This window comes from Pseudomonas sp. P5_152 (genome assembly GCF_033989915.1).
Classification (GTDB): Bacteria; Pseudomonadota; Gammaproteobacteria; order Pseudomonadales; family Pseudomonadaceae; genus Aquipseudomonas.
Genome location: NZ_JASFAH010000002.1, coordinates 110,792 through 123,065, shown reverse-complemented (window position 1 = coordinate 123,065; position 12,274 = coordinate 110,792). Strand labels below are relative to the sequence as shown.

Here is a 12,274-nt window from a genome sequence, read left to right as displayed (position 1 = left end):
GGCGCAACCCAGGAGACGCCACGAGATGAATCCCCCGCTAGCCGGCTGGCTGAACAAAGTACCGGAAGTGACGCTGTCCTTCTGGTTGATCAAGATCCTTTCCACCACCGTCGGCGAAACCGCGGCCGACTTCCTCGCTGTCGATGCCGGTCTGGGCGCAGGGCCTACCACCCTCGGCATGTTGCTCCTGCTCTCAATCGCCCTTTATACCCAATTGCGCACTCGCGCCTACACGCCTTGGATCTACTGGCTGAGCGTGGTGCTGGTGAGCATCGTAGGTACGCAGATCACCGATGTCCTCACCGACATGCTCGACGTCAGCCTGTACACCAGTACTGCAGTCTTCACGGTACTGTTGGCAGGCACCTTTGCCGTCTGGTACCGGGTTGAACACAACCTATCGATCCGCGCGATCCTCACCCCGCGACGCGAACTGTTTTACTGGGCAACCGTACTCTGCACCTTTGCGTTGGGCACAGCAGCCGGCGACCTTGCCACTGAAGCGCTTGGCCTGGGCTTTACCCTCGGCGCGGGGATTTTCGGCGCATTGATTGCCTTGACTCTCATCGCCTGGCGTCTGGGCGCCAACGGGGTGCTGAGCTTCTGGGTCGCCTACATCCTTACCCGGCCGTTCGGTGCTTCCCTCGGTGATCTGCTGACTCAGGCCAAGACCTATGGTGGCCTCGGCATGGGCGCCGCCTGGACCAGTGCGATCTTCCTCTGCGTGATCGTCATGTTGGTGGGCGTTGCCCAGATCAATCTTGGCAACCGTAAAAGCCTCACTCAATAACGCCCCCAAACTCTTCGAGGAATCTTCATGCGAGCTATACACGTCACTGCTCTGGTCTTTTCTATCACCCTATTGGGCCTGACTGCCGGCTGTTCGAAATCTGCCGAGCCGGTATCACCCACCAGTCCTTCCGGCGCACCCGCGGCGCAAGCGGCCATGGGCTCTAAATTGGGCGACCTGTCGTCGTTTCGCAGCATTGCCGACGATGTCGCAGGGACGGTCGCCCAGCATCAACTGGCGGCCGCCAAAGCCCGGGCCCGCGACCTGGAAAGTGCCTGGGACGCCGCAGAAGCTGGGCTCAAGCCGCGGGACGCCAGCGACTGGCATGTACTGGACAAGGCCATCGATCATGCACTCGACGCCTTGCGTGCCAGCAACCCGGACCAGAGCGCTTGCCAGGCAGCCATGGATCACCTGCTCAAGGTGTTCGACTCAATGAAATAGCGAATGTCGTCGGGCCTGTTGCTGGGATGGGGTAGTGCTGAGTCGGTCCGGGTGCTTCAATGGTCAATCAACAGTGGTTCGCTTGAGGGAAATGCCATGCGGGTTTTGCTGGTCGAAGACGATCCGATGATCGGGGCTGCGGTCGAGGCCGCACTCAAGGATGCCAGCTATGCCACCGATTGGGTCCAGGACGGTATCAGCGCACTGGCGACCCTGCAGGCCCAGCACTATGACCTGGTGCTGCTGGACCTCGGCCTGCCCGGCAAGGACGGCTTGGACGTACTGACCCGCACTCGTGCCGCGAACAACCCGGTGCCAGTGCTGATCATCACCGCCCGCGATCCCCTGGAAGACCGCGTGCGCGGGCTGGATGGCGGGGCCGACGACTATCTGCTCAAGCCCTTCGAGATCAGCGAACTGCTGGCCCGCATGCGCGCCGTACTGCGGCGCAAGGGCGGTAACGCCCTACCCTTGCTCGGCAATGGCGTGGTGTCGCTGGACCTGTTGTCCAAAGAAGCCCGGACCGGGCAGACTACCGCCGTGCAACTGTCCAGCCGCGAATTCGCCTTGCTGCAAGCGCTGTTGATCCGCCCCGGCGCCATCCTCTCGCGCAGCGAGCTGGAAGATCGCATCTACGGCTGGGGCAATGAAGTGGAAAGCAACGCCGTAGAGTTCCTGATCCATGGCTTGCGCCGCAAACTCGGAAGCCAAGTGATCAAGAACGTCAGGGGGCTGGGATGGATGGTTGGCAAAAACGCCTGAAGGAATCGATCCAGCTGCGGCTGTCGCTGGCCCTGTCGCTGGCGATTTTGCTGGTGGCGGTAATGGCCGCAGCCTTTGCGTTCATCTCCGCCCTGGACGAAGCCCACGAGATGCAGGACGACGCCCTGCGCCAGGTAGCCCTGCTGGTAGATCGACAACAGATGAACCTGCACTACCCCAAGGGCTTGCTCCCCGCGGGCGACGATGAAGAGACGCGCTTGATCGTGCAGTACCTGGCCGACGGTAGCCAGGCGGCCGGCAACGACGACCGGATGCTCCCCCTGCCGTTCCCGACCACCCTGGCCGACGGTATCGCGACCTTGACGGTCGGCGGCGAGGCGTTTCGGGTACTGGTCAGGACCACCACTGGCGGCGAACGGATAGTGGTCGCCCAGGAAGTCGGTGCACGGGACAAGGACGCCCGCGAAAGTGCGTGGCGTAGCTTGCTGCCGTTTTTGATTCTGTTCCCGGTCCTGTTGTTGGTTGTTAGCGACCTGGTGCACAAAGTGTTCCGGCCGATCGCCGTGCTCTCCCAGGAAATCGATCAGCGAGCCGAACAGGAACTGCACCCGCTGGATGAGCGTTCCCTGCCCACGGAGATCAGGCCCTTTGTGGTCGCCATCAATCGCTTGCTGGAACGAGTGGCCAACGCCATGGAAGCCCAGCGCCGTTTTGTCGCCGACTCGGCCCACGAACTGCGCTCGCCCCTGACGGCGCTGTCACTGCAGGTCGAACACCTGGCGGCGGCGCCCATGTCGCCCTTGGCCCATGAGCGCCTGATGCCGTTACGTCGCGGCATCGAGCGTGGCAGAAAACTGCTCGATCAACTGCTGGCTCTGGCCAGGGCCCAGGCCGGCCCCCCGCTGCCCAGCAGCCCATTGTCGGTCCACGCGGTCTATCGACGGGTCCTGGAAGACCTGTTGCCACTGGCCGAAGCCAAGCATATCGATATTGGCGTCGAAGGCGCACAGGACCTGCTGGTGCAAATGCAGGAAGTCGACCTGGTCACCCTGGTCAAGAATCTGGTGGACAATGCTATTCGTTATACCCCTGAGGGTGGGCGGATCGACCTGTGCCTGGACCTCGATCAAGGTGCTGCGCGGCTGTCGGTCAAAGATTCGGGACCCGGGATCCCGACCGAGGAACAGCAGCGGGTATTCGACCCGTTCTTTCGTGGCCTGGGTAGTCAGCAGGTGGGCTCCGGTCTGGGCTTATCCATTGTCAAAGCGATCACCGAACGTGTCGGGGCACGGATCGCCCTGAGTGTCGCTGACCCAGAGCAGCAACGCGGGCTGTGTATCGCGGTATGGTTACCGCGGGTCAAGCCCTGAGTCCACAGGTTCAGGGCTCACGCAATACGGTCTTGACGCAGCCACTCGATGAACAGCGCAAACAACTCGGACTGGGAGTTGATCGCCAACTTCAGGTACAGGTTCTTGCGGTGCATGCGCACGGTTTCTGCGGCGATCCGCAGTTCGTTGGCCGTCGACTTGACCGAGTGGCCGCGCAGCACCATGTACGCCACTTCACGCTCCCGCTCGGTCAGCACCTCACAACCGAAATGCTCGAAGGCGTGCTGGATACTCGGTTTGAGATCGACCGTCGCCGGCACCGCAGCAGCGTCCAGTTGGGTGATCAGCCGGTTGCACTGGGCAAACTGGCGGATGAACTGGCGGACCATAGGCTCGACTGCGCGCAGCAGGTCCAGTTGCCCGGTGCTCAAGGCCTGGCCGCCAAAGCCCTGGAACAGGCTCAGGGACACCTTGCTCTGATTGCCGACATCGACAATGAAATAACTGTCTTCCGAACAACCGCCCTTGAGGTAGTAGGCCTTGTAGTAGTCGCTGTCGAAAAAGTCGTCCGGGGCGATTTCTTCCAGGTGATAGAAGCCTTCCGCCAGGCCCTGCTCCACCGCCAGGCAGAACGGGTCGAGCAGGTAACCACCGGAGAAATAGCGTTCGATCACCGACTCCCGGTACTGCTCGGGAATGCCTTGCAGGTACAAGGATTGGGGTGGTTGGTCCTTGCGCTCCAGGCTGATCATCACCGATTCCACCGACACCAGGTGTCCCAAGGCCTGCGCCAGGCAGCGCAACGCATCCGCCGTATCGATCCGGGTAAAGGCGTGCGCCAGCCCGGCGTGCCATTGATGCAGGGCACGCCAGGGCATGGCGATCAGTGTGTGGTCCTGGGCTTTGCTCATGCCGCGCAGTCTAGCCGGTGAGCCAGGACCGCGCATAGGCAGGCCGCGGCTGCTCATCGCCCGGCGTACAGGTCCAGGGCCTGGAGTTCGGCGGCGACCTCGAGGATGCACGCGCGCAGGGTCTCGACGATTTCGTCGACCTGGGCATGGGTGATGATCAGCGGCGGCGACATTACGTTCAGGTGCATGATCGGCCGCACCAGCAACCCCTTGGCCTGGGCCCGCAGATGAATCCGCTCGCCGATGTTGACCTCGTCGGCAAACAGCGCCTTGCTGGCCTTGTCGGCCACGAACTCGACGCAGGCCATGAGTTTCTCGCAGCGCACATCGCCCACCAGCGGCAAACCACGCAGGGTTGCCAGGCGTTGTTCCAGGTAGCTGCCCACCTCCTGCACGTGGGCCAGCAGGTTCTCGCGCTCGATGATCTCGATGTTCTTCAGCGCCGCGGTGCAGCACACCGGATGGCCACTGTAGGTGAAACCGTGGGTGAAGCAGCGCCCTTGGCCGGGCTCGGCGATCACGTCCCAGATCCGCGTCGAGAAAATGCACGCCCCCAGCGGCAGGTAGGCCGAGGTCAGGCCTTTGGCGGTGGTGATGATGTCCGGCTGCACGCCGAACAGCTCGCTGGAGGCGAACCACTTGCCCAGGCGGCCGAACGAGGTCACCACTTCATCGGCGACAAACAGGATGTCGTGGGCCTGGCACACCTGCCACATGCGCTGCAGATAACCTTCAGGGGGAATGATCACCCCGCCGGAGCCCATGATCGGCTCGGCAAAAAACGCCGCGACCCGGTCGGCACCGATGCTGTGGATCTTGTCTTCGAACTCCTGGACCAGGAACTCGAGGAACTGCGCCTCGTCCATGCCATCCGGGGCACGGTACGGGTTGGGGTTGGAGACGTGGTGGATCAGCTCATGGGCGTAATCGAACTCCGGCACCCGGTCAGCGGCCTTGTTGCCGATCGACATCGTCAGGCAGGTCGAGCCGTGATAGGCGTTGTAGCGGGCAATGATGTGTTTTTTCTGCGGTTTGCCACGGCAGTTCTGGTAGTACTGGATCAGTCGATAGGCGGTGTCGACCGCGGTCGAGCCACCGGTGGTGAGGAACACGTGGTTGAGATCGCCGGGGGCCAGGCTGGCAAGTTTTTCGCAGAGCTCGATTGCCACCGCATTGGCCATGTCGGAGAACGGATTGGCGTACGCCAGTTGCCGGACCTGATCGGCAATCGCCAGGGCCATTTCCTCGCGGCCCAGGCCGATGTTGGTGCACCACATGCCGCCCACCGCATCGAGAAAGCGCTGGCCTTCACTGTCGTAGATATACGCGCCGTCGCCGGCGACGATGTTCAGCGCGCCGTTTTGCCGGTGCTCATCGAACACGTGGTAGCCGTGCATGTGGTGGGCCTTGTCGGCCTTGACCAGTTGGGCGTTATCGAACTTGTTGAAGAACTCGGCGTTGGGTGTGGTCATGGCAAAGGTCTCGAAGGTGATGATCAATCAGCTGGGATAATCAAGGTGGGAGCGAGCCGACACTGACTCAGAGCCCGGTCTTTACCGTGCTCCAGACCCGGGTGATGGCGCGCATGTCCTTGGCATCCTGGGTCTTCTGCGCAAACAGCCGCTCACGCGTGGCCGCGTCGGGGTAGATCGCCTGGTTGTCACGCACCTCGGGCAGCAGCAACGCGGTGGCGGCCTGGTTGCTGTTGGCGTAGTGGATGTAGTTGCTGACGTCGGCCATTACCTGGGGTTGCAACAGGTACTGGAGGAACTTGTGGGCGTTGGCCACGTGGGGCGCGTCACTGGGGATGTACATATTGTCGAACCAGATCAGCGAGCCTTCCTTGGGCACGAAGTACGCCAGGTTGATCTTCAGCTTGGCCTCCTCCGCCCGGGCCTGGGCGGTGGCGTAATCGCCGGACCAGGTCATCGCCATGCAGACATCGCCATTGGGCAGGCTGGTGAGGTAGTTCACCGAGTCGAACTTCTTGATGTAGGGTCGCACCGACAGCAGCAGATCCTGGGCGGCCTTTAGGTCGGCCGGCGCGGCACTGCGGGGGTCACGGCCCAGGTAGGTCAATGCCAGGGGGATGACTTCGGTGGGCGCATCGATCAGGGTCACGCCGCAGTCGGCGAAGCGCGAGACAATCTTGGGATCGAAGATCATCGCCAGCGAACCGATAGGGGCATCGGGCATGCGGGCCTTGATCATGTCGACGTTGTAGGTCACGCCATTGCTGCCCCAGGTGTAGGGCGCCGAATAGGCCACGCCGGCATCGTAGCCCTGCAGGTCGTGCAGCACCTTGGGGTCCAGGTTGCTCCAGCCCGGCAGTTGCTGCTTGTCCAGGGGTTGGAACACCTTGGCCTTGATCAGCGGCGGCACCAGGGAGGCATTGAGCACCACCAGGTCGTAACCGGAGTGGCCGGTGAGCAGCTTGGCCTGCACCGTCTCGTAGGCATCGAAGGTGTCGTAGATGACCTTGATCCCCGTGGCCTGTTCAAAGTCGGCCAGGGTCCTTTCACCGATGTAGTCCGCCCAGTTGTACAGCCGCAGCGTGTGGGCATCGTTCACCTCGGCGGCATGCACCGCCCAGGACAAGGGAGCTAGCAACAGACTGGAAAACACGTGTAGTGCCTTGCGCATTGCACATTCCACCTTATAAGCAGACTCGGCTCTGGATGAGCGGACGTGCTTACTATTGGCGGATTGACGCAACGGCACCATACCCCGAATGGGGGTGGACGACCGCCCCCCAAACGCAGAACCGTAGCAGCTGTCGAGCAGCGCGAGGCTGCGTCAACGACCGCACGACGTTCATTCAACTCGGCAATACATCCGCTGGGGGTCGCTACGCAACCCAACGCAGCCTTCGGCAGCGGCTACAGGGATATCCGTCAGACTGCCAGCACGCTGCAGGACGCCTGGTACAGCAGATGCTCGGTGGTGCTGCCGATGAGTTTTTCCAGGCCCCGAGACTGATTGCGCCCCAGCACCAGTACATCCACCTGGTTCTGATGGGCGAATTCGGCCAGCACCTGGACTGGATCACCCTTGATGAAGTGCCGGTGCTCCGGCGCTACGCCAAAATGCTCGGCGGTATTGAGGAAGGCGTTTTCCAGGTCCTGGCGCAATTGCCGGGTCAAGTCGCTCAACGCCAACCCGGCGGCGCCCAGGTCACCCAGAAAATCGGCGGTTATGTCGCAGGCTGTGACCAGGTGCAGTTCGGCATCGCATTGCAACGCCAGGCGTTCGGCCTGCTTGAGGATCCGCTCGTTGAGCTTTTGATTCTGTGGCTGGTCATTGGCGCTGTCGATTGCCGCAACGATCTTGCGCGGCAAGGCCTGGGCCTGGTCGCCCACCAGGTAGGTCGGCACCGGGCAATAGCGCAGCAGGTGCCAGTCCATCGGGGTGAAGAAGGTGCGCTTGAGCAACGGTTCCTGCTGCACTTGCTTGATCAGCAGGTCCGGTTGCAGTTCGCTGACGTGCTGCAGGATGTCGCTCCTGACGTCTTCGGACCACGTGGTGTAGGCCGTGACCTCAACCCCGCTGACTCGCAGTTGATGGGCTTGCGCCTGGAGCCAGAGGTCCTGTTCCTGCAGATAGCTGGCCCGTGCGCTGGCCCAGTCATCGCCCTCCAGCAGGGAAAGGATGCCCAGGGACTTGATCAGCCCGACGATGTGCAGGCTCGCGCCACTGGCCCCAGCCAGCGCACCCGCCTGCTGGATGGCCGGCGACTGGCGCAGGGCCGGGTTGATGATCAGCAGCAGGCGTTGGTACTGGCTCATGGTCGGATTCTCGGATGAAGTTATGTTCAGTATTGACCCAAGACTGCACCCGTGGGGGTTTAGCGTATTGATCCCGATCAAGGCCGATGGCTGGTCAGGCCATAGTTGGGGGCCGCGGATACAACTGCTCGTCAAACTGGGCCAGTCGCGGGAACACCAGGGGCTGTTCATCCGCCAGGTGCCGCAGGCGCTGGTCGTACTCCACCAGAAACGTCTGGCGCGCCTCATCGCTGATATAAGGCACGTGCCAGGCGACAAACGGCTCCAGCACATCAAACCCAACGTAGGCCAAGGTCCCGCGCAGGATCGGCCGCAGCATGTCTTCCAGCGGGCCGTGAATCGCACCGTCGCCGAACATGTGCTCACGCCCCCCCAAGGTCACCGTCACCAGCGCCTTCTTCCCGGCCAACCCACCCTGATCGTAAAAACGCTTGCCGCCATAGCAAATGCCCGACACCAGCACCCGATCGATCCAGCCCTTGAGCATGGCCGGGGCGGAGAACCAGAAGATCGGGAAGTTGAGGATCAGCAAGTCGGCCCACAACAGCTTGTCCAGCTCGCCCTGGATGTCCGCGGCCAGGGATTGGCTCTTGACCCCCAGGCGTTGTTCCAGGGCGTAGACCAGGTAATCGGGGTTTTCCCGCGAGGAAAAGTCCTGGCTGCTGGCGACCGGATTCCAGTTCATCGCGTACAGGTCGCTGACCTGCACCTCGTGGCCCTGGGCCTTGAGGGTGGTCACGGCCTGGTCACGCAGGGCCGCGGTGAAGGAGTTCGGTTCGGGGTGAGCGTGGACGATCAATACTTTCATGATGATTCCTTAGACGTCTGCAAGCGTCGGCGTTGAAGGGTGTGCGGCGCGCGTGGCCAGCAACCGGTCGAGCCAGTCGGGGTCCATTTGCGGTTCGGATGAAAACAGCAGCCCGGTGTAGTCCTGGTGCGGCGGGGTAAAGATGGCATCACGTGAGCCGTGGTCCACTACCCTGCCCCTTTGCATCACCAGCACCTCGTCGGCAATCGCCCGCACCGTGGCCACGTCGTGGGTGATGAACAGGTAGGCGACGCCGAGCTGTTGTTGAATACGGTTGAGCAGTTTCAGTACACCCTCGGCCACCAGTTGGTCGAGGGCCGAGGTCACTTCGTCGCAAATGATCAGTTGCGGATCGGCCGCCAGCGCCCGGGCGATGCAGATCCGTTGTTTCTGCCCACCGGACAGTTCCCGGGGCTGGCGCTCCATGAACGTCGCCGGATCGAGCTCGATCATCTCCAGTAACTCGGCCACCCGGGTGCGCATGGCCTGGCCCTTGAGCCCGAGGTAAAACGTCAGCGGCCGGCCGATGATATCGACGATGCGCTGGCGCGGGTTGAGCGCCGTGTCGGGGATCTGGTAGATCATCTGGATCTTGCGCAGTTGCTCCTTGCTGCGCTGGCGAAAATCCGCCGGCAGCGGCTGACCGTCGTAAAGCACCTGCCCGGCCGTCGGTGGCAGCAGGCCGGTGATCAAGCGCGCAGTGGAGCTTTTGCCGCTGCCGGACTCACCGATCACCGCCAGCGTCTGGCCACGGTACAGGCTCAGGGATACGTCGTGCAGTACCGGGTGCTGGCCGTAGCTGGCGCAGCTGTTGCGCAATTCCAGCAACGGCTGTTCCTGCTGCGGCAAGGGCTTGGGTTCGGTGCGAAAACTGCGCACCGCCCACAGCGACTTGGTGTAGTCCTGCTGCGGGGCGTCGAGCATTTGCCGGGTCTGGGCCTCTTCCACCAGCTTGCCGTGGCGCAGCACCATGATCCGGTCGGCCATCTGCGCGACCACCGCCAGGTCGTGGCTGATGTAGATAGCAGCGCTGCCGTACGTTGCGACGGCATCGCGGATCGCCGCCAGCACCTCGATCTGGGTGGTGACGTCCAGCGCCGTGGTCGGCTCGTCGAAGATGATCAGGTCCGGATGGCAAGCCATCGCCATCGCGGTCATGACCCGCTGCAACTGGCCACCGGAGACCTGGTGCGGATACCGCTGGCCGATCTGCTCGGGGTTGGGCAGGCGCAGTACCCGATACAGTTCGACGGCTTCGGCCATGGCTTGCGCGCGGCTGATGCCGGCGTTCTGCACGGCGGTTTCGACGTGTTGGTCAATCAAGCGATGGGCCGGGTTGAACGACGCCGCGGCACTCTGCGCGACATAGGCGATGCGCAGCCCTCGCAGTTTGCGCAGGGTCTCGGGCTTGGCGGCCAACAGGTCGATGCCATCGAACTGCAGCGATCCGCCGGTAATCCGGCAGCCATCGCGGGTGTAGCCCATGGCGGCCAGGCCGAGCGTCGACTTGCCGGCCCCCGACTCGCCGATCAGGCCCAGCACCTCGCCCCGTTGCAGGGTCAGGTCGATGCCCTTGATCAACGGGTGCCAGGCGTCCTCGTAGTGACCTTCGATGTGCAGGTTGCGGATTTCCAGCAGCGGTTTGGCAGTATTCATCATCAGCATTCCTTGAGACCGCTGGATTTGTGCAGCATCCAGTCGACGACGAAGTTGACGCTTACCGTGATCAACGCCACGGCCAGGGCCGGCAGCAAGGGGCTGATGTCACCGAAGGTGATCAGCACCGCGTTGTCGCGCACCATGCTGCCCCAGTCGGCCGTGGGCGGTTGAATCCCCAGGCCGAGGAACGACAGCGCGCTGATGAACAGGAACACAAAGCAGAACCTCAGGCCGAACTCGGCAATCAGCGGCGCCGCGGCATTGGGCAGCACCTCGCGGGTCACCAGCCACCACAGGCCCTCACCCCGCAGCCGCGCGGCCTCGACGAAGTCCTGGACCACCACGTTCATCGCCACCGCGCGGGACAAGCGAAATACCCGGGTTGCATCCAGCAGCGCGATCACCAGCACCAGCGAGGTGGCCGTGGTGCCCACCACGCTGAGGATCAGCAAGGCAAAGATCAGTTGCGGGATGGCCATCAGGATGTCCACCACCCGCGACAGGCCCTGGTCAACCCAGCCGCCCTTGATCGCCGCCACCAACCCGCTCAAGCCGCCGAGCAGGAACGCCAGCAGCGTAGTCAGGAAGGCAATCCCCAGGGTATTGCGGGCACCGTAGACCAGGCGGCTGAACATGTCGCGGCCCAGGTTATCGGTGCCCAGCAGGAACTCGCCGCCCCAGGGCGCGAAGCCCTCGCCCACCACCTGGGTTTCACCGAACGGCGCCAACAGCGGGGCGAACAGCGCCACCAGGACATACAGCACGATCACCAGCAGGCCGAACTGGGCGCTAAGCGGCGCGCGGAACAGTGCCCGGAGCAATTGTTTAAGCAGGCTCATGGTCTACTCCTTCGGATGCATCAGGCGTGGGTTACTGGCAATCGACAGCACGTCGGCGCTGGTATTGAGCAGGATGTAGGTGGCCGCGAAGATCAGGCTGCAGGCCTGCACCACCGGAATGTCGCGCTTGGCCACCGAGTCCACCAGCAACTGGCCAAGACCGGGATAGACAAACACCACCTCGACCACGACTACCCCCACCACCAGGTAGGCCAGGTTCAGCGCCACCACGTTGACGATCGGCGCCAGCGCGTTGGGCAGGGCGTGGCGAAAGATGATCCGCGACGGGCTGATGCCCTTGAGCCGGGCCATTTCGATGTAGGGACTGGCCAGCAGATTGATCAGCGAGGCTCGGGTCATGCGCATCATCTGCGCGATCACCACCAGGCTCAGGGTCGCCACCGGCAGCACCGAGCGCTCGAGGATGGTGCCCAGCGAGGCGTCCGGAGCCAGGTTGGAAATACTCGGGAACCAGTTGAGTTTGACTGCGAACACCAGGATCAGCAGGTAGGCCACGAAGAACTCGGGAAACGACACCGCACTCAAGGCCGAGGTGTTGAGCAAACGGTCGAACCAACTGTTGCGATACAACGCCGCGAGCATGCCCAGCAACAAGGCCAGCGGCACCGAGACCAGCGCCGCCAGCAGCGCCAGGCTGAAGGTGTTGCCCAGGCGGCTGCCGACCAGCTCGGCGATCGGCCGCTGGTTGGCCAGCGAAACCCCCAGGTTGCCCTGCAGCAACTGCCAGATCCAGTGGCCGAAGCGGGTCAATGGCGGCAGGTCCAGGCCCAATTGCGCGCGGTAGGCCGCCACGGTTTCCGGGGTCGCTGACTGGCCGAGCATAGCTTGGGCGATGTCACCGGGGAGCATGCCGACGGCGAGGAAGATGATCACCGATACGGCGAACAGGGACAGCAGGCCCAGCGCCAGGCGCTGACCCAACAGCTTGAAAATACTTCTCATCGTGCGGTTCCTTATTCTTCT

12 protein-coding genes are annotated in these 12,274 nt (G+C 62.9%); 4 read left to right on the top strand and 8 right to left on the bottom strand.

Going from position 1 to position 12,274, the window contains the following annotated elements:
• The first annotated feature begins 25 nt into the window (after positions 1 to 25).
• From QMK50_RS00485 to QMK50_RS00470, 4 genes are all read left to right on the top strand, one after another.
• A complete protein-coding gene (locus tag QMK50_RS00485; protein ID WP_320332185.1) occupies positions 26 to 790 on the top strand; it encodes a hypothetical protein in 765 nt (254 codons plus the stop codon).
• Positions 791 to 817: 27 nt separating this feature from the next.
• Positions 818 to 1,234, top strand: a complete 417-nt coding sequence (locus tag QMK50_RS00480; protein WP_320332184.1) for a hypothetical protein — start codon at positions 818 to 820, stop codon at positions 1,232 to 1,234.
• A gap of 96 nt (positions 1,235 to 1,330) precedes the next feature.
• Positions 1,331 to 1,996: a response regulator transcription factor gene (locus QMK50_RS00475; protein WP_320332183.1), complete on the top strand. Its 666-nt coding sequence runs from the start codon at positions 1,331 to 1,333 to the stop codon at positions 1,994 to 1,996.
• A complete protein-coding gene (locus tag QMK50_RS00470) occupies positions 1,972 to 3,327 on the top strand; it encodes a sensor histidine kinase (protein ID WP_320332182.1) in 1,356 nt (451 codons plus the stop codon). The genes QMK50_RS00475 and QMK50_RS00470 overlap by 25 nt, the downstream gene beginning before the upstream one ends.
• 17 nt (positions 3,328 to 3,344) lie before the next feature.
• Here QMK50_RS00470 and QMK50_RS00465 read toward each other — a convergent pair whose 3' ends face one another.
• The 8 genes from QMK50_RS00465 to QMK50_RS00430 form a co-directional block, all read right to left on the bottom strand.
• Positions 3,345 to 4,199, bottom strand: coding sequence for a helix-turn-helix transcriptional regulator (locus tag QMK50_RS00465; RefSeq protein ID WP_320332181.1), 855 nt, complete (start codon positions 4,197 to 4,199; stop codon positions 3,345 to 3,347).
• Between the two features lie 53 nt (positions 4,200 to 4,252).
• A complete protein-coding gene (locus QMK50_RS00460) occupies positions 4,253 to 5,671 on the bottom strand; it encodes an aminotransferase (RefSeq protein ID WP_320332180.1) in 1,419 nt (472 codons plus the stop codon).
• Positions 5,672 to 5,738: 67 nt separating this feature from the next.
• Positions 5,739 to 6,842 carry a polyamine ABC transporter substrate-binding protein gene (locus tag QMK50_RS00455; protein WP_320332179.1) on the bottom strand — a complete coding sequence of 368 codons (1,104 nt, stop codon included), beginning with the start codon at positions 6,840 to 6,842 and terminating at the stop codon, positions 5,739 to 5,741.
• Positions 6,843 to 7,093: 251 nt separating this feature from the next.
• Positions 7,094 to 7,984 (bottom strand): universal stress protein, encoded by an 891-nt coding sequence (locus tag QMK50_RS00450; protein WP_095170271.1) that lies wholly within the window; start codon positions 7,982 to 7,984, stop codon positions 7,094 to 7,096.
• Between the two features lie 94 nt (positions 7,985 to 8,078).
• Positions 8,079 to 8,792, bottom strand: a complete 714-nt coding sequence (locus QMK50_RS00445; protein WP_320332178.1) for an NAD(P)H-dependent oxidoreductase — start codon at positions 8,790 to 8,792, stop codon at positions 8,079 to 8,081.
• Positions 8,793 to 8,801: 9 nt separating this feature from the next.
• The gene (locus QMK50_RS00440; protein ID WP_320332177.1) at positions 8,802 to 10,448 is read right to left on the bottom strand and encodes an ABC transporter ATP-binding protein; all 1,647 of its coding nucleotides are present in this window, start codon (positions 10,446 to 10,448) and stop codon (positions 8,802 to 8,804) included.
• Positions 10,449 to 10,450: 2 nt separating this feature from the next.
• Entirely contained in the window at positions 10,451 to 11,290 is an 840-nt protein-coding gene (locus tag QMK50_RS00435; RefSeq protein WP_159995926.1) for an ABC transporter permease, read from the bottom strand.
• A 3-nt stretch (positions 11,291 to 11,293) separates the two neighbouring features.
• Positions 11,294 to 12,253, bottom strand: coding sequence for an ABC transporter permease (locus QMK50_RS00430; protein ID WP_320332176.1), 960 nt, complete (start codon positions 12,251 to 12,253; stop codon positions 11,294 to 11,296).
• Between the last annotated feature and the right edge of the window lie 21 nt (positions 12,254 to 12,274).